The organism is Nocardia sp. CA-120079 (assembly GCF_050955745.1).
Classification (GTDB): Bacteria; Actinomycetota; Actinomycetes; order Mycobacteriales; family Mycobacteriaceae; genus Nocardia.
Window position 1 is genome coordinate 813,340 of sequence record NZ_CP192088.1, and the last position, 23,466, is coordinate 836,805.

24 protein-coding genes are annotated in these 23,466 nt (G+C 64.4%); 12 read left to right on the forward strand and 12 right to left on the reverse strand.

Translation table 11 applies throughout. The features are described from left to right. Window positions 1–153 precede the first annotated feature (153 nt). Window positions 154–1,200: a DUF6585 family protein gene (locus ACQPYR_RS03860; RefSeq protein WP_433627684.1), complete on the reverse strand. Its 1,047-nt coding sequence runs from the start codon at window positions 1,198–1,200 to the stop codon at window positions 154–156. Between the two features lie 218 nt (window positions 1,201–1,418). Beyond that, entirely contained in the window at window positions 1,419–2,408 is a 990-nt protein-coding gene (locus tag ACQPYR_RS03865) for an SMP-30/gluconolactonase/LRE family protein (RefSeq protein WP_433627687.1), read from the reverse strand. 123 nt (window positions 2,409–2,531) lie between these two features. Between ACQPYR_RS03865 and ACQPYR_RS03870 the strand changes: the two genes are divergently transcribed. Next, a complete protein-coding gene (locus ACQPYR_RS03870; protein WP_433627690.1) occupies window positions 2,532–2,990 on the forward strand; it encodes a MarR family winged helix-turn-helix transcriptional regulator in 459 nt (152 codons plus the stop codon). Between the two features lie 419 nt (window positions 2,991–3,409). On the opposite strand, the gene ACQPYR_RS03875 is transcribed toward ACQPYR_RS03870, so the two are convergent. After that, window positions 3,410–3,991: a TetR/AcrR family transcriptional regulator gene (locus ACQPYR_RS03875; RefSeq protein ID WP_433627692.1), complete on the reverse strand. Its 582-nt coding sequence runs from the start codon at window positions 3,989–3,991 to the stop codon at window positions 3,410–3,412. 101 nt (window positions 3,992–4,092) lie between these two features. Between ACQPYR_RS03875 and ACQPYR_RS03880 the strand changes: the two genes are divergently transcribed. The 4 genes from ACQPYR_RS03880 to ACQPYR_RS03895 all read left to right on the forward strand — a co-directional run bounded on the left by ACQPYR_RS03880 (window position 4,093) and on the right by ACQPYR_RS03895 (window position 7,036). Next, window positions 4,093–4,434, forward strand: a complete 342-nt coding sequence (locus ACQPYR_RS03880) for a DUF2867 domain-containing protein (RefSeq protein WP_433627694.1) — start codon at window positions 4,093–4,095, stop codon at window positions 4,432–4,434. A 57-nt stretch (window positions 4,435–4,491) separates the two neighbouring features. Then, the gene (locus ACQPYR_RS03885; protein ID WP_433627697.1) at window positions 4,492–5,286 is read left to right on the forward strand and encodes an HAD-IIA family hydrolase; all 795 of its coding nucleotides are present in this window, start codon (window positions 4,492–4,494) and stop codon (window positions 5,284–5,286) included. Window positions 5,287–5,513: 227 nt separating this feature from the next. Next, entirely contained in the window at window positions 5,514–6,146 is a 633-nt protein-coding gene (locus tag ACQPYR_RS03890; protein WP_040696569.1) for a TetR/AcrR family transcriptional regulator, read from the forward strand. Window positions 6,147–6,175: 29 nt separating this feature from the next. Beyond that, window positions 6,176–7,036 (forward strand): alpha/beta hydrolase family protein, encoded by an 861-nt coding sequence (locus ACQPYR_RS03895; protein ID WP_433627700.1) that lies wholly within the window; start codon window positions 6,176–6,178, stop codon window positions 7,034–7,036. 139 nt (window positions 7,037–7,175) lie between these two features. Here the strand turns inward: ACQPYR_RS03895 and ACQPYR_RS03900 are convergent, their stop codons facing one another. The 3 genes from ACQPYR_RS03900 to ACQPYR_RS03910 all read right to left on the reverse strand — a co-directional run bounded on the left by ACQPYR_RS03900 (window position 7,176) and on the right by ACQPYR_RS03910 (window position 10,877). Then, window positions 7,176–7,820 carry a TetR/AcrR family transcriptional regulator C-terminal domain-containing protein gene (locus tag ACQPYR_RS03900; RefSeq protein ID WP_433627703.1) on the reverse strand — a complete coding sequence of 215 codons (645 nt, stop codon included), beginning with the start codon at window positions 7,818–7,820 and terminating at the stop codon, window positions 7,176–7,178. Continuing rightward, on the reverse strand, window positions 7,817–8,719 hold the full coding sequence (locus tag ACQPYR_RS03905; protein WP_433627706.1) for an alpha/beta fold hydrolase: 903 nt from the start codon (window positions 8,717–8,719) through the stop codon (window positions 7,817–7,819). Before ACQPYR_RS03905 ends, ACQPYR_RS03900 begins: the two co-directional genes overlap by 4 nt. 106 nt (window positions 8,720–8,825) lie before the next feature. Further along, complete coding sequence (locus ACQPYR_RS03910) at window positions 8,826–10,877, reverse strand: prolyl oligopeptidase family serine peptidase (RefSeq protein ID WP_433627708.1); 2,052 nt, start codon at window positions 10,875–10,877, stop codon at window positions 8,826–8,828. Between the two features lie 169 nt (window positions 10,878–11,046). Here ACQPYR_RS03910 and ACQPYR_RS03915 point away from each other — a divergent pair, with 169 nt between their 5' ends. The 3 genes from ACQPYR_RS03915 to ACQPYR_RS03925 all read left to right on the forward strand — a co-directional run bounded on the left by ACQPYR_RS03915 (window position 11,047) and on the right by ACQPYR_RS03925 (window position 14,596). Next, window positions 11,047–12,021: a dipeptidase gene (locus ACQPYR_RS03915; protein WP_433627711.1), complete on the forward strand. Its 975-nt coding sequence runs from the start codon at window positions 11,047–11,049 to the stop codon at window positions 12,019–12,021. A 403-nt stretch (window positions 12,022–12,424) separates the two neighbouring features. Continuing rightward, window positions 12,425–13,825 (forward strand): dihydrolipoyl dehydrogenase, encoded by a 1,401-nt coding sequence (gene lpdA, locus ACQPYR_RS03920; protein ID WP_433627713.1) that lies wholly within the window; start codon window positions 12,425–12,427, stop codon window positions 13,823–13,825. A 69-nt stretch (window positions 13,826–13,894) separates the two neighbouring features. After that, a complete protein-coding gene (locus ACQPYR_RS03925) occupies window positions 13,895–14,596 on the forward strand; it encodes a polysaccharide deacetylase family protein (protein WP_433627716.1) in 702 nt (233 codons plus the stop codon). Window positions 14,597–14,602: 6 nt separating this feature from the next. On the opposite strand, the gene ACQPYR_RS03930 is transcribed toward ACQPYR_RS03925, so the two are convergent. Together ACQPYR_RS03930 and ACQPYR_RS03935 are read right to left on the reverse strand one after the other, a co-directional pair. Beyond that, window positions 14,603–15,019, reverse strand: coding sequence for a PPOX class F420-dependent oxidoreductase (locus ACQPYR_RS03930; protein WP_433627718.1), 417 nt, complete (start codon window positions 15,017–15,019; stop codon window positions 14,603–14,605). A 173-nt stretch (window positions 15,020–15,192) separates the two neighbouring features. Next, window positions 15,193–15,591 carry a winged helix-turn-helix transcriptional regulator gene (locus tag ACQPYR_RS03935; protein ID WP_433627721.1) on the reverse strand — a complete coding sequence of 133 codons (399 nt, stop codon included), beginning with the start codon at window positions 15,589–15,591 and terminating at the stop codon, window positions 15,193–15,195. A gap of 99 nt (window positions 15,592–15,690) precedes the next feature. On the opposite strand from ACQPYR_RS03935, the gene ACQPYR_RS03940 reads away from it, so the two are divergent. Next, window positions 15,691–16,542 (forward strand): SDR family oxidoreductase, encoded by an 852-nt coding sequence (locus ACQPYR_RS03940; RefSeq protein WP_433627724.1) that lies wholly within the window; start codon window positions 15,691–15,693, stop codon window positions 16,540–16,542. A 131-nt stretch (window positions 16,543–16,673) separates the two neighbouring features. Here the strand turns inward: ACQPYR_RS03940 and ACQPYR_RS03945 are convergent, their stop codons facing one another. Next, a complete protein-coding gene (locus ACQPYR_RS03945) occupies window positions 16,674–17,051 on the reverse strand; it encodes a VOC family protein (RefSeq protein ID WP_433627727.1) in 378 nt (125 codons plus the stop codon). A 146-nt stretch (window positions 17,052–17,197) separates the two neighbouring features. Between ACQPYR_RS03945 and ACQPYR_RS03950 the strand changes: the two genes are divergently transcribed. Then, window positions 17,198–17,965, forward strand: a complete 768-nt coding sequence (locus ACQPYR_RS03950; protein ID WP_433627729.1) for a TetR/AcrR family transcriptional regulator — start codon at window positions 17,198–17,200, stop codon at window positions 17,963–17,965. Window positions 17,966–17,975: 10 nt separating this feature from the next. Here ACQPYR_RS03950 and ACQPYR_RS03955 read toward each other — a convergent pair whose 3' ends face one another. Together ACQPYR_RS03955 and ACQPYR_RS03960 are read right to left on the reverse strand one after the other, a co-directional pair. After that, complete coding sequence (locus ACQPYR_RS03955) at window positions 17,976–18,107, reverse strand: hypothetical protein (RefSeq protein WP_281197609.1); 132 nt, start codon at window positions 18,105–18,107, stop codon at window positions 17,976–17,978. Between the two features lie 270 nt (window positions 18,108–18,377). Beyond that, window positions 18,378–18,911 (reverse strand): carboxymuconolactone decarboxylase family protein, encoded by a 534-nt coding sequence (locus ACQPYR_RS03960; protein WP_433635002.1) that lies wholly within the window; start codon window positions 18,909–18,911, stop codon window positions 18,378–18,380. A gap of 170 nt (window positions 18,912–19,081) precedes the next feature. Between ACQPYR_RS03960 and ACQPYR_RS03965 the strand changes: the two genes are divergently transcribed. Beyond that, entirely contained in the window at window positions 19,082–19,966 is an 885-nt protein-coding gene (locus ACQPYR_RS03965; protein WP_433627732.1) for a nuclease-related domain-containing protein, read from the forward strand. A gap of 1 nt (window position 19,967) precedes the next feature. On the opposite strand, the gene ACQPYR_RS03970 is transcribed toward ACQPYR_RS03965, so the two are convergent. Further along, window positions 19,968–21,797 carry an acyl-CoA dehydrogenase gene (locus ACQPYR_RS03970; RefSeq protein ID WP_433627734.1) on the reverse strand — a complete coding sequence of 610 codons (1,830 nt, stop codon included), beginning with the start codon at window positions 21,795–21,797 and terminating at the stop codon, window positions 19,968–19,970. Window positions 21,798–22,150: 353 nt separating this feature from the next. On the opposite strand from ACQPYR_RS03970, the gene urtA reads away from it, so the two are divergent. Beyond that, window positions 22,151–23,431: an urea ABC transporter substrate-binding protein gene (gene urtA, locus ACQPYR_RS03975; RefSeq protein ID WP_433627736.1), complete on the forward strand. Its 1,281-nt coding sequence runs from the start codon at window positions 22,151–22,153 to the stop codon at window positions 23,429–23,431. The last annotated feature ends 35 nt before the right edge of the window (window positions 23,432–23,466 follow it).

Sequence of the window (23,466 nt, forward strand, 5' to 3'; positions counted from 1 at the left end):
CCGCCTCTCTGCAACACATCTAGACCCGAAGGCCGGTCCACCAATGGTGGACCGGCCTTCGGTCTTTGGTTGGCCGATCAGAACGATGAATGGAATCGCGATAGCCGAACGGATCCAGGCTTATTGGTTCGGTGGAAGCGGTTGGGGCGGGGGTTAATTCGAGGCGGCGCTCAGGTCTGGGGTGGAGCTTTTAGAGGTGCCCTTGGCCGCTGGGGTGGGGCGTTCGATTTGTTGTTCGGCGGCTGTCTCGGGCGCGTTGTCGACTGTCGGATCGGCGTCGATTACCGGCGTGGGTGGCTTGGGTTCGACTACCGGCGTGGGTGGATCGGGTTCGGCGGCCGGTGTGCCGGTCGACAGTTCGGGATCCGCGAGCTCGGTTGCGGCCGATTCGGCGGCGAACTCCGCGGCGGCGGCCAGGCGCAGGCGTTCGGCGAGTTCGTTGAAGATGTAGAAGTTGGGGATCTGGCCTACGGGGGTGAGGGAGACCCAGTTGCCGTCGACCTTCATGCGGACCAATCCGCTTCGGGCGTCGATCAATTGGATCTGCTCCCAGGCGTAGGCCCGGCTGTGGAAATAGAGCGCGGCCAGGTCGAGGGCGATTTCACCGAAATGGACGGTCGCGCCGTCATCGATGGCGGCAACGGCGCGGGGGAGCTGGGCCAGGGTGACGGCCGACTGGATGGCCCTGCCCCACTCACGCGCGTCCCCGAACAGGGTGTCGTCGAATGCGGCCTCGGCGCCGTCGGGGCCCGACATCCGCAGCGAGTACTCGGTGTGAGCGGAATTCTGGAATGGGATGACCTGCTGGCGCACTTCGGCACTGTCCCAGCGGAACCCGGCCACCTGCTCACCGGAGCGGTACACGGTCATGCCGACATCGAAAAGATCCAGCCGCGCGGCGCGGTGCCGCCGATTGCGCCGTCCGCGGAAGAATGCCAGCGATGCGGGCACCAGGCCGAGCAGACCGACCGCGAGCGCACCGGGATAGGCCCCGACCGTCGCACAGATAACTCCCACGGCCGTGAACCCGCCCGCGACGATCCCGCAGCCACGCATGAACGTATCGCTCGCAGGCGCCGGTAGAAAGGTCTGTCGGTGCGTGCCGAGCTTCTGATATTCGGCCATCAAGTGGATCAGCTGCGACAGTGGAACCTTTTGTGGCCCGCCGGTTCCGACATCGCCATGGCTCGGAGTGGTCAATTGTCCCTCCATGAGGCGGTTTTCCTCCGCGGCGAAGCGTATGACACTCGCCCGAAGGTCGCCACCCCAGCCGCGTGCCCGGTCAGTCGGCCGAGCTTACGTCATCGCGGCGGCATACCTGCAATGGATGCGGGCGTTTCGTCGTGATTTAGATCAAGTTGTCATATGGCGAATAGGCCGATGGCCGGTCCGCTGAACGAACCGGCCGTGCGGCGGGATCAGATTCCGTCGACTGTCAGGACAGCGAACGGCATGGTCGGGGTGCCAGGCCCCATCGGCCCGCCCTTGTCGAATTGGGAAGAGACGACCAGCGTTCGACCATTGCTGTGTATCAATGTGGTGGGAATGCGCAGGGAGTCGTCGGTGAGCGTGCGTTCCAGCTCTACGGTCGCGCCGTCATCGCTGATCTTCCAACGGGTAATGGTGTTGCTCGCATTCTGGGCCGCCCACAGCGTGCTGCCGTGCAGTTCAAGTCCGTCACCGTGTTTCAGATCGGGGCCGCGCATGGTCACCTTGCGAATTTCCGGTGAATTCGCCGCGGTCGCAACGCGATACAGCTCGCCGGAGTTCATATCGACGATCAGCAGATAGCGACCGGAATCATCGGACACGATGCCGTTCAAGGTAAACGCGTCCGGCGCATGCGGGCCGATAATGGTGCTCAGGTCGAATTCTGCTGTCAGATCCGCCTTTCCGCCGTGCGCCGCGGTGACCTGCGCCGGGGTGACTCGGTAGACGACCGGTCGCAGGCTGTCGGTCAGATATGCGCTGCCGTCCGGCGTAATGGCCAGATCATTGACCAGGCTCGGTTCGGTACCGGTGATATCGAAGCGGGCGACCAGCGCACGGCTGCCGGTGTCGTACACCGCCACTCCGGCGGTCGAGTCGATTACCCAAAGTCGTCCTGCCGCATCGACTTTCAAGCCATTGGCGGTTTTGCGGCCGTCGGTCCCCTCGGGCAGGAAGATTTCGGCCCGGGCGGCGCCGGGAGTCGCGCGGTAGACGGCGCCATTGGCGTATGAGCCGACATAGGTGTCCCCGGTGCGCGGGTCGACGGCGATGCCCTCCGGGTAGACGTGATCACCGGGCAGTTCGTAGGCGGTGCTGATGTGGGTCGCCGGTTGGCTCACGGCTTCCGTCGCGGTGCCGCACGCCGTGACGGCGGTGCAGGCAATGGCGGTGGCGATGGTCGAGATGGTGCGGAACATGCTCGTGGCTCCTGATAGTCGAACATCTGGATGCATTCACATCTTAGAATGTGCACGAATTTATATTAGAACTCTAATCAACGTCAAGAGTCTAATCAGTAGACGGGCAGTTACCATGCGGATATGACGTCCATGCACTCCTCCGAGCGCCTCGGCTCGTATATCAAGCGCGCCGAACAGGCCCTGAACTCGGCGAAGAGCGGGGCACTCAAACCGGCGGGCCTCACCGTTCCCCAGTACGGGGCCCTGCTGTTCCTCATCGAAAATCCGGGCATCAACGCCGCCGCGCTGGCCCGGCTGTGCGGGGTGACCCCGCCGACCATGAATACGATCTTGACCAATCTCCAGGACCGTGGGCTCATCGAGCGCACCCCGCACGCCTGGCACAAGAACGTCCTGGAGACCCGTCTCACCGAAGCGGGGGCGGCGCTCGCGCAGGCGGCGGACGTGAATGCCGTCCGCGTGGAACGCGCACTTGCCGACGAATTCACCGAGGCCGAACATGCCGCGCTGCGCGAACTGCTCACTCGCTGCGCCGACCTGCTCGACTCCATCCGCCCCGAATCCGCGCCGAAGAAATAGCTCCCGATCGGATCGACCCGGGAGCTATTGGGGTACAGGCGGCCGCGGTAGATGGCCGAGCCATCGAGTCCGAGCGCGACCGCCTGCTGTTCAAACGCCCCAAAAGTATTGGCTTTACCGGCGATCCCGTAACAGGTGCACTTGGGGTGGGCAGAAGCCTTGAACGTCACTCGGGGTGGGGACAATGAATGGATTCATGATTGTGATCGTGATCGGCATCGCGCTGTTGTTCGGCGCGCTCGTGATCATCAATCTCGGGAACCGCGACAGTCGGAGGCGCCGCAACCGTCGCAGTGGAAGTCGATGGGCCGCAGGCGGCGGTGGCGACGCAGGCGGCGGTTGCGGTGGCGGCTCCAGTTGCGGTGGCGGTTCGAGCTGCGGCGGAGGCGGCGGTGGTGGTTGCGGTGGCGGTAGCTGATTCAGTCCGGCAATAGACTCTGAAATGCGCTGTCCACCAACATCCTTCGCTGTGCCTCGGTACTCGGGAGTGTGTCGGGGGAGACGCGGGCCAGTTGGTTGAAGCCGTGGTAAATGCTCACGGCGACAACCGCTCTGGTCCGCGCCTGCTCGGCGTTCAGCCCCAATTCGCGCAGCAATTCCGCGACGTATTCGATGCGCCGGTCCGCGACTCTGCGCAGCGTCGCGGCGACCGACGGCTGGTCCGCCGAGGCCAATAGCGCCAGTTCGATGCGTCCGGTGGCCGCGTAATCGATGACCTGGGCGAAGAGTCGATGCAACCGCTCGGCCGGATCGGTCTCGATGGCGATCTCGGCGATCACATCGTCGGTGCTGCGCTGCTCCCAGCGCGCCAGTGCCGCCTCGACGAGGGCAGCACGGTCCTTGAAATGCCAGTAGAAGCTGCCCTTGGTGGTGCCGAGCCGCTTGGCGATGGGCTCGACGGCGACCGCCGCCAGACCGCCCTCCGCCAGCGCGTCCAGTGCGGCCTGTGCCCAATCGTCGGCGCTGAGCCGCGTCTTCGCGGTCGCATCCCCTTGTGCCATTCCCGTACGCTACCGTATGGTCATCCATACGCTCCCGTACGGGTAATCGGAGGAATACGATGCCTCGTTATCGACGAGTCGAAATTTCCGAACGAGCCACGTTGGCGCGTTCGGTGGAGGCCGATTGGGATTACATCGATTCCTACGCGATAACGTTGCCACCCGGCGCACCTATCGATCCTCGGAAATGGACCCGAAAGATATTCTTCGGCAACCCTTTTCCTGATCGCGAATGCGATGAACACGAGCATGTGACCGCCGATGCGATGGCGGTGCTCGACTTTGTCGTCTCGGTTCTCGTAGACGACGGCACGGTCACCATCACTTCACTGGTAAAGTATCGAAATCACTGGGGCCGAAGATATTTCGCCGTCGTGCGCCCATTCCATCGTCGGCTCGTACCGTGGATGCTCGAGCGCGCCGCCCGCAGTTTCGCCCGCTGACGCGCCGTTTCGAACGGATGCGGGCACGACTCCGGTCCGCGGTCGTAGGCTGAACCCATGTCTGGCGACATACGCGGTGTGCTCTACGACATCGACGGCGTGCTGGTGACCTCCTGGCACGAGATCGACGGTGCGGTCGCCGCCGTGCGCCGCGTGCTCGAAAGTGGTTTGCGCCGAAGGTTTCTCACTAATACCACCTCCCGCACCTGCGATGATATCGCCGAGCGACTGCGCGACGCCGGGTTCGATGTCGATGCCGCGGAGATCGTCACCGCTGCCCGGCTCACCGGCGAATATGTGGGCCGCCGCTACCCGGATGCGGCAGTGTGGGTGCTCAATCACGGCGACATCGCGGCCGACCTCGCCGAGTTGACGCTCGACGACGAAGATCCGGATGTCATCGTAATCGGCGGCGCCGGTGCGGAATTCACACATGATGCGCTGAGCCGGGTGGCCGAGCTGATGCTGGACGGCATTCCGGTCGTCGCGATGCACAGCGGCCTGACCTGGGCCACCGATACCGGGTTCCGCATCGACGCGGGCGCGTATCTGCCGGGTCTGGAGGCGGCGGGCAATGCCGAGATCGCGGTGGTCGGCAAGCCCGCGGCGGCCGGATTCCGCACCTGCGCGGACCTTATGGACCTCGAGCCGGCCGAGGTGTTGATGATCGGTGACGATCTGCACTCCGATGTGCTCGCTGCCCAAGATGCCGGTATGACCGGAGTTCTGGTGCGCACCGGCAAATTCCGGCCCGCCGTTCTGGCGGCGGCTTCGGCCGCACCGGATCACGTCATCGATTCCGTCGCGGAACTGCCCGCGTTGTTGAAAGGTCTGTCGAAAGAATTATTCTAAAAAAGTCCTGCAAAACAATTTCGGCGTGCCGAACCTCTCGGTATCCTCCGTTGCGGCAAACAGTCAGTGACGCTCGCTGTGGCAGCGGTTAGATCGGAGAGCGGCATCCGGTGAGCGCAATAGCAACCGAGCGGCCAACTTTCGGCTAACACCCGTTTCGCCGAAGGTTGAGACGAACGGCCCGATCGATGACGAGGGGATCGGGCCCTTCGGTATTGTCTGCCCCAATGTCACAGGATGCGAATACGGGACGAATGTATGCCGGGCAACCCGTAGAGGACCGGCAACGTCAGCGGCGTGCGCGTTTTCTGGAATCGGGCCTGACGGTCTTTGCGCGCGATGGCTACGCCAATAGTTCGGTCGGCGCTATCTGTAAGGACGCCGGACTCTCCTCGAGGCAGTTCTATGAGGAGTTCACCGGCCGCGAATCCCTGCTACTCGAGCTCTACGAGCAGATCGATAGGGAATCGCGCGATGCGGTGACCGCCGCCCTCGAGAAGAAATCCGATGCGACCGCGCTGGAGATCATCGACGCCTCGGTGCGCGCCTACGTCGAATCCATCGGCTCCGATCCGCGCAAGGCGCGGGTGGCGCTGGTCGAGGTCGTCGGCGCCGGGCCGAAGGTGGAGAAGTTCCGGCTGGAGTTGCGTCGCGTCTGGGGTTCGCTTCTCGCCGGTGCCGCGGAGGATGCCGCCTTGCACGGCGAAATCCCAACGGGCGATTACGAGATGCGGGTGCTGGCCATCATCGGCGCGGTCAACTACGTGGTGGATTCCTGGAGCGGTTCGGACCCGCGCCCGCCACTGGACGACGTGATCCGGGTGCTCAGCCGAGTGATCATGGGTGCGGTCGGCGCGTAGCGCGGCGGCCGTCGGTTAGCGTTCGCTCTATGGAGACGGTTCCCATCCAGATGCCGGACGGCACCACCGTGCCGGTGCGGCTGTTCCCGGCAACCGGTGCGCATCGGCATCCAGTGCGCCCGGATGCGCCGCGTCCGGTGGTGGTGATGGTGCCCGGACTCGGTGTCCCGGCCGGGTACTACGAACTGTTCGCCCAGGAGCTGGCCGCGCGCGGCTTCGATGCCGCGATCGGTGAGTTGCGCGGCACGGGTGACAGTCGCCCGCGCCCGAGCGCCGCGAGCACCTTCGGCTACCACGAACTGGCATCGGTCGATTTCCCGGCGATCTTCTCGGTGGTGCGTGACCGGTTTCCGGACAGCACCCCGTATCTGCTCGGCCACAGCATGGGCGGCCAGCTCGCGGTGCTGTACGCGTCGCGGATCCGCGGCCGGCTGGGTGGGCTGATCCTGATCGCCTCGGGCACCCCGTATCACCGTGGATTCCGGGGTATTTCGGGTCCTGGCATGCTGGCAGGCACCGCAGTCATGTCGCTGACGGCCAATCTGGCCGGCTTCTGGCCCGGTGACCGCATCTCGCTCGGCGGCTTCGGACGGCAGTCGAAGGTGCTCATGTCGGACTGGGCCCGGTTGGCCCGCACCGGCCGCTTCGTGCCCGTCGATGCGGATATCGACTACGAGGAGCGGATCGCCAGACTGAAGTTGCCGGTGCTGTCCATCACCATGACCGGCGACGATCTCACGCCGAGCAGTTCGGCCGCACATCTGCTGGCCAAGATGCCCGAGGCCGAAGTGAGTACCTGGGTACAACCGGAACCGTTGGGGCACAACGGCTGGATCCGTCGGTACGGCAGCACGGTCGATCAAATCGAGAAATGGCTGCGGGACCGTTGATCGGACGGGCGCGTCCCGAGGCCGTCGTCGAGGTGGGGACCGAGTCGTGGCCTGTGGTCGCATCGGTTGCGGAAGGTGATGAGCGGCGATCAGCGTGCGCTGTGGCTCGTTGGATCAAGTGCCGCCCCGGCCGAAGGCGCTAAGTGTGGTCGGCGATTTCGCCGAGGTGCCTGCTGAAGCCGTCGAGCATTGCGGTGAGGCCGATTTCGAAGTGGTCGGTGTCGGCGGTGGCGTCGGCGGCTGCGGCGAGGGTGTTGTAGTCGGGGGTGTTCGGAGCGGGCTTGCGGCTGCGCTGTGCCGCGACGGCGGCCACCGTTCGGCTCAGGATGTGCCCGACCACGTACTCGCGTAGGCAGCGGGCGAACTGTAAGGCCACGGCGGGTGTAAAGCCAACGCCCTGTAGGCGTTCCAGCATCCAGTTTCCAGTCTCTATCGCTGCGGTGTTTCGGACCGGTCGGGTGGCGAAGATCGGCACCGCATTCGGATGTCGCCGCAGGGTGGACCGCAGTCGATGCGCATAAGCGCGCATCAGCTCCGGCCAATCCTGCTGCCACGGCAGGGTTTCCATATCCAGTTCGTCGAACATCGCCTCGGCGATGCCGTCGAACAGGTCCTGCTGGTCGGTGAAATGCCGATAGGCCGCCATCGGGTCCGCGCCGAGTGCGGTACCCAATTTCCGCATGGTGAAGCCGTCGAGGCCCGTCGTATCGATGACGGTCAATGCCGTCGCGGCAATGTAGTCGCGATTCAATGCGATTCGGGTGGGCGGCTTCGGCTTGCTCATGCGCTCATCTTGTCGAACAGCTCGACCAGCCGGGCGACGAACTGCTCCGGCTGCAACTGGTAGGGCACATGTCCGCCAGGGAATTCCACACAGTCGCGGCCCAGTTCGTCGGCCAGTGCGTGTGCGGCGACGTAGTACGGCTTGCCGACGCTCTCGTGTCCGATCGCCAGCTGCCACGGCACATCGACCTTCCGGAGGGCGGCCAGGTCCGGGTGGTAGTCGAAGCAGAAGACGGGCAGTTCCCGGCGCAGCAGCAGGTCGGCATTGTTCAGTTGGCGGGTCATGGTCGACGGCTGAGTTCGGGTGATCCGGCGCAGTGCGGCCCCGATCGCGAGCGATGCGCGACTTGCGCAGGCCATCAGGGCTTGTCCCGCGTTCGATCGAAGGATCCGTGGCACATTCGGCATGGTCATAACACCGAAGGCCGCGAACGCGCGCATCGGACTCTTCGCAGCGGCGAGTGCGCCTATGTCGGCGATCTCTTGCCGCGCAGGGCTTTCGACGGGCAGCAGTTGGACCAGCGGCGGTTCGTGCACGACCGCACCGATGAGCCGATCTGCGTGTGCGGCAAGCAGTTCGAGCGTGATGATGGCGGCACCGCTGCTGCCGAAGACGTGTGTGCGCTCGATCGCATAGGCGTCGAGGACCGCGATGACATCCGCCGCCTGCGTCGCGACATCGATCGCGGCGTGCGAATCCGTGAGCGGGCTGCGCGAATTGCCGCGCCGATCGAAGGTGATGACGCGGAAGCGGTCGGCCAGCAGTGGCACGACAGCCTCGTACATTCCGGCATCACCGCCGCCACCGGAAATGAGGACCAGGGGCGGCCCGGTTCCGGCCGATTCGGTGTGCAGTCGTGCGCCCGAGGTTTCGACGATTCGTATGGCGGCTTCAGCCACGGCAACTCCTTGTCTACAACGTAGACTGAGTCTACATCGTAGACACCTGCCGCAAGAAAACGCCCGGTGCATCCTGGGCAGGGGCACCGGGCCGTTTCGGACGTGCTTACGCTTCCATCAGCATCTGTGTGAAGAACTCATAGATGAGTCCGGCCTGGAATGCCGACTGCTTGTTATCGGCCGCGCCGCCGTGACCACCCTCGATGTTCTCGTGGTACCAGATGGTGTGGCCTTGTTCCTCCAACAGCGCCGCCATCTTGCGGGCATGGCCCGGGTGGACCCGGTCGTCGCGGGTGGAGGTGGTCAGCAGGATCGGCGGGTAGGCCGCGTCGGCGCGGACGTTCTGGTAGGGCGAGTACTTGCTGATGTACTCCCACTCCTCGGGCTTGTCCGGATCGCCGTATTCGGCCACCCACGACGCGCCGGCCAGCAGCAGGTGATACCGCTGCATATCGAGCAACGGGACCTGGCAGACGATGGCGCCGAACAGTTCCGGATAGCGGGTCAGCATGACACCCATGAGCAGGCCGCCGTTGCTGCCGCCGACCGCACCCAGTTGTTCATGCGTGGTGATGCCGCGAGCCACCAGATCCTTGGCGATCGAGGAGAAGTCCTCATAGACCTTGTGCCGGTTGGCCTTCTGCACCGAGGTGTGCCACTGCGGGCCGTACTCGCCGCCGCCGCGGATATTGGTCATCACCCAGGTGCCGCCGCGTTCCAGCCAGCCCATGCCGGAGGCGCCGCTGTAGGCGGGGGTGCGGGATACCTCGAAGCCGCCGTAGCCGGACATCACCGTCGGGCCGGGGGTGTCCTTGCGGTCGCGGTGGCGGATCACGAAGTACGGCACCATGGTTCCGTCATCGGAACGCGCGAAGAACTGCTCGGTCTCGATGCCATCGGCGTCGAAGAAGCCGGGTTCCTGTTTGAGTTGTTCGGTCCGGCCGCCGACCGCGCTGGCGAGCAAGGTGGCAGGAGTGGTGAATCCGCTTGTGGTCAGCATGAATTCGTCGCCGCCTTCGAGCGGGTCGAGATTCATCACGCTGGTGGTCGCCATCGGCGGGGTGTCGGCGAGCGGCTCGCGGTGCCAGCCGTCCGGACCGGGGGTGAGGACGTAGAGCTTGGTCTGCACATCCTCGAGGGTGATCAGCAGCAGATGGTTCTCGGTCCAGCCGTAGCCGTGCAGTGAAGTGTGCTCGTCCGGGGTGAAGATCACCTCGAATTCCCGTGCGCCGGAGAGGAATTTCTCGAAGTCCATGGCCAGCAGTGCACCGGCCGGGTAGGTCTTGCCACCGATTTCCCACGGCGACTTCAGTCGGACCAGGAACCAATCCTTGTACCAGGACTCGCTGGCGTCGGTCGGTACATCGAGATGCCGCAGACTGCCGTCGCTTTCGAGCAGATACACCTCTTCGTTGAAGAAGTCGGTGGCGCGGCCGACGAAATGCCGTTCATAGCCCGGTGTGCGGTCGTAGCCTGCCGAGACCGCGACATCGCCCGCCTCGCCCTCGAATACCGTTTCTGCCTCGGTGAGCGGGGTGCCGCGCCCCCAGCGCTTGGCGATTCGCGGATAGCCGGAATCGGTGAGCGAACCGGGCCCGAAATCGGTGCCGACGTACACCGAGTCGATATCGATCCAGCGGATCTCGGATTTCGCCTCGGGCAGGAAGTAACCGCCGTCGGCCGGATCGATGAATTCCCTTGTTTCGATATCGAATTCGCGCACGACCTTGGCATCCGCGCCGCCACGGGACAGGCTGATGAGCGCGCGCGACTGTTCCGGCCGCAGCACCGCGGCGCCGCCCCACACCCAGTTCTCGCCCTCGTCGGTGCCGAGTGCGTCCAGGTCGATCAGCACGTCCCAGTCCGGCGCTTCCTTGGCGTATTCGGCGAAGGTGGTGCGCCGCCAGAGACCGCGCGGATGTTCGGCATCGCGCCAGAAGTTGTAGAGCCACTGGCCACGCCGGCCCGGGTAGGCGATCTTGGTGTCGGTGTCGAGCATGTCCAGGATGCGGCGCTCGAGCTCGGTGAACCGATCGGAGCTGGCGAAACGCTCGACAACCACCTCGTTGTGTGCGCGGGCGAAGTCGAGGGCCCGCTCATCGGTTACTTCTTCGAGCCACAGGTAGGGATCGGTCACAGTTTGCTCAACGCCCGTCATGTCCACATTGTTGCCGAGAGGCTTTAGAGGTGAGATATCACTCGATGAATCGGGCAATTCGGGCGGCCTGTTACCGGTTGCTCGACATCGGTTCGGGTAGTGACATACGTACCGGTCGGATCAGTAGGATCGCTGCTCCGATACCGAACCGAGGTGGAAGGTGGCCGGTTTGCCACAGTTTCTCTGGGAGCAGCACTGCTGCCTGCCATTACTGCATTCCGCTCGGATCGCCGACCTGGCGCGGTATCCGCTGGGGTCGTATTTATCGGTGAACGTCGGGTATTCACACCAGTCGACCGAGGATTCGCTCGCGCTGCTGCACAAGTTCCGCCGGGATGCGCTGGCCGACGGTCGGTTCCGGCTGGTCGAGCGGCTAGCCGATATCGATGCCGCCGATACCATTTCGCTGGCCTTCGACCTGGAGGATTCGGGGCCGCTCGGCGGTGATCCGGACAACCTCGAGATGTTCTACGAACTGGGCGTTCGCTCAATGCTGCCGACGTACAACCATGCCAACGCGGCGGGTTGTGGCTGCCTTGATACCGATGACACCGGACTCACCGCCTACGGCCGAGATCTGGTCCGCAAACAGAACGAGGTCGGCGTATTCGTCGACGGTTCGCACTGCTCCCGTCGCACCGGACTGGACCTGGCCGAATGCACCGAATTTCCGATGATCTACAGCCATTCCAATTTCGCCGCGCTGTGGGCGCATCCGCGCAATATCACCGATGAACAGGCGCTGGCCTGTGCCCGGACCGGTGGCGTTATCGGTATCAATGGAGTGGGGATCTTCCTGGGCCAGAATGCGATCGATGGCCGGGCCGAGCGGGTCGCGGCAATGGCCGCGCATATCGAATACGGTGCGGAACTCGTCGGGATCGAACATATCGGCATCGGATCCGACTACTCCTTCGATGCCGAGGATTTCAACGACATGCTCACGCAGGATCCGGGGGCGTTTTCCGACGCGTATACCAAGTGGGGGCCGCTGCAGTGGGTACCGCCGGAGGATCTATTGGGGCTCGAGGAGTTGCCCGGGCTGGACGCGGCACTCGCCGATCGCGGATTCGGCTCGGCCGACCGGGCGGCGGTGTTCGGTGGCAACTTCGCCCGGGTCGCACGGCAGGTCTGGCGCGACTAGCGCGGTGCCTTCACCCGATCCCGTACCAGCGCCTCGGTCGTTCGCGGCAGGCTCAGTGCGATCCGGCGCACGTCATCGGAGGTCACCACCGGAGGAGATTATCGTCGGCCGAGCCGAATCGGCCATGGTCGTCGTCTTGTAAATAATGTTCATCCGACCGACGATTCGGCCTGGTGCGCGCACCAATCGATGCCTCTCCAGCTCAAGAGCTGATGACTATTAATGCTGCTCGCGAGCCGAGGGGTTTAGTTCACCGCTGCCTGGTGCCGCAGCTGCCAGTCGAGGTATCGCCGCACTGCACTGCTGCCGGGTCGCAAGAAAGTCGCGGCGTCGTGTGGCGCGCGTCTCATAGTTGCAGGGGGACGGTGGGTGAAGTTTGCTCGACAGAGTTAGGCTCGACGGCGTGACTTCCCATTACGACGTTGTCGTTCTCGGTGCCGGTCCTGGCGGTTATGTCGCCGCCATCCGCGCGGCACAACTTGGCCTCCGTACCGCGATCGTCGAGCAGAAGTATTGGGGTGGTGTCTGCCTCAACGTGGGCTGCATCCCTTCCAAGGCGCTGCTGCGCAACGCGGAACTCGCGCATATCTTCACCAAGGAAGCCAAGACCTTCGGCATCTCCGGCGATGTGAGCTTCGACTTCGGCGTCGCGTTCGACCGCAGCCGTAAGGTCGCCGACGGCCGGGTCAAGGGCGTCCACTTCCTGATGAAGAAGAACAAGATCGACGAGTTCGACGGTAAGGGCACCTTCACCGACGCGAACACCCTCTCGGTCGCCCTGTCCAGCGGCGGCACCGAGACGATCACCTTCTCGAACGCGATCATCGCGACTGGCACCGTCACCAAGCTGCTGCCGGGCACCTCGCTCAGCGCCAATGTGGTGACCTACGAGGAGCAGATCCTCACCCGCGACCTGCCCGGCTCGATCCTCATCGTCGGCGCGGGCGCGATCGGCATGGAGTTCGGCTACGTCCTGAAGAACTACGGCGTCGACGTGCGCATCGTGGAGTTCCTGGACCGTGCGCTGCCGAACGAGGACGCCGACGTCTCCAAGGAGATCACCAAGCAGTACAAGAAGCTCGGCATCACCATCACCACCGGTGCGGCCGTGCAGTCGATCGACGACGACGGCTCCAAGGTCACCGTCTCGATCAAGGACAACAAGACCGGCAACCTGGAGACGGTCACCGTCGACAAGGTGCTGCAGGCCGTGGGCTTCGCGCCCCGGGTCGAGGGCTACGGCCTGGAGAACACCGGTGTCGCGGTCGAGCGCGGCGCCATCGTCATCGACGACAACATGCGCACCAATGTGGCGCACATCTACTCCATCGGTGACGTGACCGGGAAGCTGCAGCTGGCCCACGTCGCGGAGGCCCAGGGCGTCGTCGCCGCGGAGACCATTGCCGGAGCGCCGACGGTCACCCTCGGCGACTACCGGATGATGCCGCGCGCCACCTTCTGCCAGCCGCAGGTCGCCAGCTTCGGCCTCACCGAGCAGCAGGCCCGCGACGAGGGCTACGACGTGAAGGTCGCCACCTTCCCGTTCACCGCCAACGGCAAGGCGCACGGCCTCGGCGATCCGACCGGTTTCGTCAAGCTGGTCGCCGACGCCAAGTACGGTGAACTGCTCGGCGGCCACCTCATCGGTCCGGACGTCTCCGAACTGCTGCCGGAGCTGACCCTGGCCCAGAAGTGGGACCTGACCGTCAACGAGCTGACCCGCAACGTGCACACGCACCCGACGTTGAGCGAAGCCCTGCAGGAAGCGTTCCACGGCCTCGCGGGCCACATGATCAACTTCTGATCCGTGTCGAAGACGGTGGTGGTCGGGACGAAAGGTCCGGGCGCCACCGTTTTTCATTGGAGCTGAACAATGCGACGCAAATGGTTGATCGGTAGTGCGCTGGTGCTCGTGGTGACGTTGGCGCTGGCGGTCGGCGGCTACTACCTGATCAACTCGCGCACCTTCCAACTGGCGGGGCGATTGGTGAACCGGGTCGATACGACCGACAAAGTTGTCGCGTTGACGCTCGACGACGGGCCGACGGACAAAGCACCGGAAGTGCTGAAAGTTCTTGCCGAAGCCGGGATTCCGGCCACCTTCTATCTGATGGGCCGGGATCTGGCCGCGCATCCCGAATACGGCAGAGCCATTGCGCAGGCGGGTCACGAAATCGGCAATCACACCTACAGCCATCGCCGCATGGTCCTCGTCTCCGGCGATACCGTCCGCGACGAGATCGAACGAACCGACGCGGAAATCGCGAAAACCGGTTACCAGGGTCCGGTCACCTTCCGCCCGCCTTACGGCAAGAAGCTCTGGGCGCTGCCGAAGTATCTCTCCGACCACGACCGCACGACGATCACCTGGGATGTGGAACCCGACTCGGGCAAGCAGGCCGATACCGACGCCATCGTCGCCGAAACCGTCTCCAAGGTGCGGCCCGGCTCCATCGTCCTACTGCATGTCATGGGCCAGTGGCACGAATCCCGCGCCGCCATTCCGCGCATAGTCGGCGAACTCCGTTCCGCCGGTTACCAATTCGTCACGGTGTCGGAGCTTCTGAAGCACTGACAATGGTCAGAGCATGCCGTAGGCGTGGGTGGGTGTAAGGCGAACGAGGGCGCGACGGTCGGTGACCATGGCCTTGCGGTATTCGTCCCAGTCGGGGTGCTCGCCCGAGCCGGCTCGGTAGTAGCCGACCAGTTCGTCGACAGTGGCGTCGTTGGGATCGGCGGCGACTGGCGTGAGATCGACCGTGCCCTCGATGACGGCGTAGGCGAAGAAGTCGTCGCGGGTGACGTGGATGGCGGCCCACGGATCGCGCACCAGATTGTGGTACTTGGCCCGGTCGGCGGTGATGGAGATGCGGATGATCCCGTCGTCACCGACCACATGCAGCACGTTGGACAGCTGTGGGCGACCATTGCGCCGGATCGTCGTGAGCACGGACCGCTTCGTGGTCCGCGCGAAATCGACAGCCGAGGAAATTTCCATACCCACACCAACCCACTACAGCGCCCCGACCTTCCCCCTGGTCAGTTGATCACCATGTAATGGTTGCGGGATCGGCCGAGAGACCTCCACCACCGGTACATGGTGATCAACTGACCAGAGTGCCCGTCGACGGGCGCGCATCGGTCGAGCGATGGTGATCTGCGCGGTGGAGGTCAGTCGCGGTGGTAGGCGGCTTGGGCTTCGTGGACGCGGGGCATGTTGGTTTCGAGGATCTGGATGAGGGCTTCCAGGCGTTCGGCGACCAGGGCGCCGAGTTCGGTGAGGGTGTATTCGACTCGCGGGGGGATGGTTTCCTGTACCTCGCGATGGACCATGCCGTCGCGCTCCAGGGCCTGCAGGGTCTGCGAGAGCATGCGCTCGCTGACACCGTCGACGCGGCGGCGCAGGGCGCTGAACCGGTACGGCCCCTCGCGCAGCGCGACCAGGGCGAGGGTGCCCCAGCGGCTGGCCACATTCTGGAGCACCGGTCGTGACGTGCAGTTCCGGGCGAATACGTCGGCTTCCAGCGTCGGATCGTCGGTATCCACCAACGCCTTGCGCTGAGTGGTCATGGAATCGATAGTACCCAACTTGACCAAAGTGTCTGCGGAATGCATAGTGCTTACTAATAGTTAGTACTGGATGAAACGTACAGACCATGGAGGTAAGTCATGACCGTCGCGGTAACCGGAGCCGGTGGGCAGTTGGGCCGTCTCGTCGTCGAGGCGCTGTTGCGCGAGGGGACCACGCCGGTGGTCGCGATCGTGCGTGATCCGCAGAAGGTCGCCGATCTGGCCGAGCGGGGTGTCGATGTCCGGCAGGCCTCCTATGACGACGCCGAAGCGCTCGACCGCGCCTTGGCCAGTGTCGACCGGGTGCTGCTGGTCTCCGGAAACGAATTCGGTGCGCGAGTCGCCCAGCACACCAACGTAATTCGGGCTGCCGAGCGTGCGGGCGTGAAACTGCTCGCCTACACCAGCATTCCGCGCGCCACCGAGAACCCGCTCATCCTTGCCCAGGAGCACCGGGGCACCGAGGAGGTGCTCGCGGAATCGACTGTCCCGCACACGCTTCTGCGCAACGGCTGGTACTGGGAGAACTACTTCGGTGCACTCGGGCACACGGTCGAGTCCGGCGTGCTGCGCGGCGCCGCGGGTGCGGGTCGCGTCGCCGGCGCAGCGCGCGCCGACTACGCCGAGGCGGCCGCCAAGGTGCTGACCACCGACGGTCACGCGGGTCGGATCTACGAACTCGGCGGCGATGAGCGCCTCACCTATGCCGAACTCGCCCAGGTGATTTCGCAGGCATCCGGCAAGCCCGTGCGCTACGAGAACCTGTCCAAGGAGGACTACAGCGCGGCGCTCGAGCAGGCCGGCCTGCCCGGCAACTACGCCGCTGTGCTCGCGGATGCGGACGCCGGAGTCGGTGACGGCATCCTCGATGTGGACTCCGGCGACCTCCAGAAACTGCTCGGCCGCCCCTCCACCCCCGCTGTCGAAGTCTTCCGCGCCGCCCTCGCCTGAGGTATCCAAGGGCGAGTTCACCGGGTTGCACGCCGCCGTCGCAGCATAGCGATGCGCGTGCAAACCCGGTGTGCATCAAATGGATTGGCTGACCAAGACGTCGAGGTCCTACGCCGCAACCTCGACTCCCATCAGACCCACTGCACCAATTGCAGGACAATGCCGTTCGGATCAGCCGTCTGGAAGTAGCGCTCACCCCAGGGTTCGGTCTCGATCGGGGTGACGATCGGCACGCCCTCGCCCTGGAGCCGTTCGTACTCGGCATCGATGTCGTCCACGACAAACGCGACAAGTAGTCCCTCGCCCGCACTCCCCGATTTGTCTTTCGGCTTGAAGCTGTCGAGACCGGTGCGCAGGTAGCACAGGGTGAAACCGGCATCGGGGCGGGCGACCGAGACGAAACCGTCGGCCGACATCTGCTCGGTGAAGCCGAGGTGGTCGATGGCGAACTTTGCCGAGGCCTGCGGATCGGCGACATTGAGCGAGATGGCGGAAGCGGTGATTTTCACAAGGTCCTCCTCGGGAGCCGGACTTAAATACTATACAAAGTACGGTGTACTTTGTATAGAAATTCCCGAGTGGCCGCACTGTTATGTGGGTCACGCCGATACGATCAGCTTTCGCGCGGGGGATCTCGCGAACACGAGGAGGCGGCATGGTCGAGCAGTCACGGGACCGCAGCGGCGCGGGCGATCCCGTGCGCACCTTGGAGCTGCTGTGGCGCGTGCCCGCCGCATCGGTGCGCGGACCGAAGCAGCGCAGCAGTGTGGATGCCGTGGTCGCGGCGGCGATCGAAATCGCGGATGCGGATGGGATCGGCGCGCTCACCATGCGAGCTGTCGCCACCAAGCTGGGCTTGACCCCGATGGCCACCTACACCTACGTGCCGGGCAAGGCGGAACTCGTCGACCTCATGATCGACGCGGTCTATCGGGAGATGTCGCGTGCCGACCTGACCGATCTGCCCTGGCGCGATCGTGTCACGACGATCGCCGCCGAGAATCGAGCCATGCTGGTCCGCCACCCGTGGGTCGCCTATCTGCCGACCACGCGGCCACCGCTCGGCCCGGGCGTCGCCGCCAAATATGAGCACGAACTGCGCGCCTTCGACGGCCTTGGTCTAGGCGACCTCGAGATGGACGCCGCCGTCACTTACGTCCTCGGCTTCGTCACGTCGGTGGCGCGCATCGCCATCGACACCGAACGCGCCGGTGCCGAGAGTGCCATGTCCGACCGGCAATGGTGGGAACGTGCCGCCCCGCTACTGGCTCAATTCTTCGATGCCGAGCGCTATCCGCTGGCCGCCCGCGTCGGCTCGGTCGCGGGGCAGGCGCACGACTCCGCCTACAGTGCCGACCACGCCTACGAATTCGGTCTGGTGCGAGTCCTGGACGGCCTGGCCCAGCTCATCGAAAACCGCTGAGCCGCAGGGCTTACTGATCACCGGTCTCGTTGTGGGGTTTCGGATGCCGCGCGGTGTCCGCACCGCTGGGAAGCAGGAAGCTGGTGATCACGATGGACAGAAGAATGAATCCCGCCACGATCAACACGAGGCTGACAGTCATGACGGCCCCTTTCTCTATCGAGCCGACAGCAAATGGTCAGCTAGCTTGATGGAGGGGTTTCCGATCCTGGTGCCGTCACACTATGGCGTGCGACACACGTCGGTATGTGTCTCGAAAGCTGTGGTTACTACGTGACGACGGGATGAAAATCGTCACTCTGTGCGTGTCGTGTTTCAGTTTAGGGGCTGTCGAGGGTGATCGCTCTGGAATTGCTAAATCGAGAATGGGCGGCATTGGCGAGGGCGAACTGTGCGCCAACGTCGCGGTCGGTCAGACGCCGTCGCGCTGGATCCGCAGCGCGGTGATGGTCGCGGCCAGCCCCTCGTACTGATTGATGAGCAGCACGATTTCGATCAGGCTGCGCTCGTCGTAGTGCTCGGCAAGTGCGGACCAGGTGGTGTCGTCGATATCGCGGGTTTCGACCAACTTGTCGACGGCGGTGACCAGCGCGCGATGTTTGTCCGACCATCCATCGGCAGCGGGGCCGGTGCGAACCCGGTCCAGGATCTCCGGCGTGACGCCCGCTCGCCGGCCCAGTCGAATGTGATGGTCCATTTCGTAGGCGCAGTCGCGCAGCTGTGCGACGCGCAGGATGACCAGCTCGGATTCGTGCCTGGGCAGCCGGCCGCCCGGCATCAATCGCCCGGAGAAGTGCAGCCAGCCGCGAAACAGTCCCTTGGTGCGGCCGAGTGTGCTGAACAGATGTGCGTCGTCCGTCCCCGCCGCGCGGGAAAGTATCTGCCAGACAACCCAATTGATCGGTCCCAGCTCGCGGAGCCGACCGGGTGAAATGCGTGGTTGCAATGCCGAAACCATGCTCATGCCTCCTTGTCCGCCGCCGGTGGCGGGGTCCGTCCCGCGGGACCGAATCCGAGCGTACCGGTGGTCTTCGCGGCGACGGCAGGTCATCATCAGTACCGGCGCGGTAGACGGTGGGACGCCGGGTCGAACCGGATGAGGGCAGGGAATACGCGATGCTGGTGAAGATCGAGACCGGAGCTGATCTCTCCGGGGCCGAACAGGAATTCGTGGAATGCCTGCGGTCGTATCCGACGACCGGTGTCGCATTGGTCGGCTTGGAGGTCGGCGATCACGGATCTCGTCGGGTCGATGCGATCATTCTGACCCCGCGCGGCATTACCGTGACCGATATCAAGGGCTTCCGACGCCGCCAGAGCGGGATCCTGAGCATTCCGGGTGACGGTCCGTGGACGATCAGCGCGGAGCCCGCCGATCTGGACGAGGAGATCTCCGGCAATCCCGTCGATCAGCTGGAACACAGTATGCATGCGGTGAAGACCCGGCTGGAGCGGGCGCTGATCGATCCGGGCCACATCTGCGGCGCCGTCGTGCTCGTGCCGTTCCGCGGGGTCGCGGTGCGGCCTGCTCGAACCAACTTGCGCCCCGGCATGGATATCCTCGTCTCGAATGCTCGCGACGCGACCGAACTCCGTATCTACCTGGAGGGTTTCTCCGCCGGACCGCGCAGTTGGACCGCGGATCGGGTCGCCGCGGCCTGTGCTGCGCTCGGCGTCACCGAAAAGCCTTCCCGCGCCGAGCTGCTCGCGGACGGCTTCGACGAGGTACAGCCCAAAGCGCCGTCGCCGTCGGCGCGCGAGCTGCGCAGGCACGTCATCCCCGCGCCGCTGCCGCCGAGCAGGCGGCAGACGGCGGCGGGGTGGGTTGTCTTCGCGGTTGCCCTGGTCGGAATGGTGATGGTCCTCATCGTGATCGCCAGCTCGCTCGCGCACGATTCGGCAAATCCGGCCCACGACCCGGAGACCTCGACGACGAGCGTGACGCCCTCGCCGCCGCCGTACCGTCCGACCGAGTGCTGGCCCCTCCAGACCGACTGCTGATTCAGAACGCGGCTTCGTCCAGCTCCATGATGTCGTTATCGATCGCGGCGATAATGTTGTTCACCGCGGTCAATTCGGGCAGTGCGTTCTTCGCGAAGAAGCTTGCGACAGCGACCTTTCCGGAATAGAACGCCCTATCCTTCTCCGGAGCTTCGGCGGCCAGTGCGGCGGCCGCGATCTCGGCCTGCACCAGCAGTCGCCAAGCGATGAGCAGATCGCCGACCGCGAGCAGGAAGCGCACCGAGCCGAGCCCGACCTTGTACAGCTCCTTCGGATCCTGTTGGGAGGCCATCAGATAGCCGGTCAGCGTGGCGGCCATCGCCTGCACATCGGCGACCGCGGTGGCCAGCAGCGCCCGCTCGGTCTCGAAGCGACTGGTCTTCGCGTCCAAGAACGCGGCGATCTGCCCGTTGACGTGCGCGAACGCCACACCCTTGTCCCGAATGATCTTGCGGAAGAAGAAGTCCTGCGCCTGGATGGCGGTGGTGCCCTCGTAGAGCGAGTCGATCTTCGCGTCGCGGATGTACTGCTCGATCGGGTAATCCTGCAGATAGCCCGAACCGCCCAGTGTCTGTAGCGATTCGGTCAGGTACTGGTAGGCCCGCTCGGAACCGACACCCTTGACGATCGGCAGCAGCAGATCGTCTACCCGGTGTGCCAACTCGGCGTCCGCCCCCGAAATCAGTTGTGCTACATCGGCATTCTGATGGGCCGCGGTGTAAAGGTATACCGCGCGCAGACCTTCGGCGTAGGCCTTCTGCATCGCCAGCGAACGCCGCACATCCGGGTGGTGGGTAGTGGTGACGCGTGGAGCGGCCTTGTCGGCCATCTGCGTCAGATCCGCGCCCTGCACGCGTTGTTTGGCGTAGTCGAGCGCATTGAGGTAACCGGTCGACAGCGTGCCGGTGGACTTGATGCCGACCACCATGCGAGCGTTCTCGATCACCTGGAACATCTGCGCGATGCCGTTGTGCACCTCGCCGACCAGCCAGCCCTTGGCGGGCACCTCGGTCGCGCCGAAGGTCAGTTCGCAAGTGGGCGAGGACTTCAGGCCCATCTTGTGCTCGACACCGGTCACGTAGACGCCATTGCGGTCGCCCAGCTCCAGCGTCTCGTGGTCGAACAGGAATTTCGGCACGTAGAACAGCGAGAGGCCCTTGGTGCCGGGACCGGCACCCTCCGGACGAGCCAGCACCAGGTGGAAGACGTTCTCGGCGGTCTCACCGACGTCACCGCCGGAGATGAAGCGCTTGACGCCCTCGATATGCCAGGAGCCGTCCTCCTGCCGGATCGCCTTGGTGCGTCCCGCGCCGACATCGGAACCGGCATCGGGCTCGGTCAGCACCATGGTGCCCGCCCAGCCGCGGTCGTAACCCTTTGTGGCCCACTGCTTCTGCTGCTCGGTGCCGACATTGAACAGCACCGAGGACATCACCGGACCCATATTGAAGAAGCTCGCGGCCGGGTTGGCGCAGGTGAGCATCTCGTTGATCGACCAGATGACCGCGGCGGGCGCGGGCGTGCCGCCCATGCCCTCCGGCATGCCGAGCCGACTCCAGTCGGCCTCGTGCACGGCCTGGACGGTCTTGCGCAGCGGTTCGGGCACCGAAATCGAGAAGGTGGCCGGATCGTAGACCACCGGATCGCGGTCGGCCGCGGCGAAGGATTCCGCCACCGGCCCCTCGGCCAGCCGCTTCACCTCGGCCAGGATCTCCCGCACGGTTTCCGAATCAAGATCGCCATAGGCACCCGTATCAAGGAGCTTGTCCAGTTCCAACACCTCGAACAGGTTGAACTCGATATCCCGAACGTTCGCCTTGTAGTGACCCACCGGTCCTCCTCGGACTCACGCCTCCACGACCGGGCAGCCGCGGAATCGGCGTTTTGACGTTGTACAAAAAGAGCCTGCCGTACCGCTGTCTTGCTACGCAACCGTAGGCAGCGGGGGTCCTCACAGCGCTTTGCCGAGCGATTTCCGCAAACGTTCACACGGCCGAAACGTGCGCAACGGACTCGTCACCGAGAGATATTCCGGCGCAACAACTCCTGTCTAACGTTCGCACCACGAATACAGCCGTTGTATACAACTCGGTCTACAGCCGTGACCGGGGCAAAGGCGGGTGTATTCGGCGCGGCGCACGCAGCGCCGCCGAACACCTGATGAGGAGAGAAGGGGCCGCCCCCATGCCAGAATCCCGTGACATCGATCGATCGCGTTCCCGCCGCGTTACCAAGGTGCTGGTCGCGCCGACGGCCGTCGCACTCGCCGGTCTCCTGCTAACCGGCTGCGGCGCCAAGGATGACGCCTCGAGCAGCGGCTCCAACGCCTCGTCCTGCGTCGATACCTCCAAGGACTCGATCAAGATCGGCTCACTGCACTCGCTGTCGGGCACCATGGCGATCTCCGAAGTCACCGTGGCCAATTCGACCAAGCTGGCCGTCGACCAGATCAATGCCGCGGGCGGCGTGCTCGGCAAGAAGCTCGATCTGGTACTCGAGGACGGCGCCTCGGATCCGAAGACCTTCGCGGAAAAGGCCGAGAAGCTGGTCAGCTCCGACTGTGTCGCAGCGGTATTCGGCGGCTGGACCTCGTCGAGCCGCAAGGCCATGAAGCCGAAATTCGAGAGCCTGAATTCGCTGCTCTACTACCCGGTCCAATACGAGGGCCTGGAGGACAGCAAGAACATCTTCTACACCGGTGCGACCACCAACCAGCAGATCCTGCCGGCGCTGGATTATCTGAAGCAGAAGGGCATCAAGTCCCTGTATCTGGTCGGCTCGGACTACGTCTTCCCGCAGACCGCCAACCGGGAAATCAAGGCCTACGCGGCGGCGAACGGCATCGAGATCAAGGGTGAGGACTACACCCCGCTCGGTTCCACCGACTTTTCCACGATTGTGAACAAGGTCCGAAATGCCAAGGCGGGTGCGGTATTCAACACCCTCAATGGCGACTCGAATGTGGCCTTCTTCCGCGAGTACACCAATGCCGGCCTGAAAGCCGCTGATATGCCGGTGGTTTCGGTATCCATCGCCGAGGAAGAGGTCGCCGGTATCGGCGCGCAGAATATCGCCGGACAGTTGACCGCGTGGAATTACTACCAGACGGTCGACACTCCTGTTAACAAGAAGTTTGTCGCGGACTACAAGGCCGCATTCGGTGCCGACAAGCCGACTTCGGACCCGATGGAGGCCGCCTACGCCTCGGTCTTCCTGTGGAAGAACACCGTGGAAAAGGCGAAGTCGTTCAAGGTGGCCGATATTCAGGCCGCGGCCGACGGCGTGACTTTCGAGGCCCCGGAGGGCCTGGTCACCATCGACGGCTCCAACCACCACATCACCAAGACCGCCCGCATCGGCGAAATCCGCCCGGACGGACTGATCTACACGGTGTGGGACTCGGGCAAGCCCGTGACGCCGGACCCGTACCTGACGTCCTACGAGTGGGCCAAGGGCCTCAAGTAGTCGACTAGCGCCGGATGCGGGCTCTGTGAGGGGGA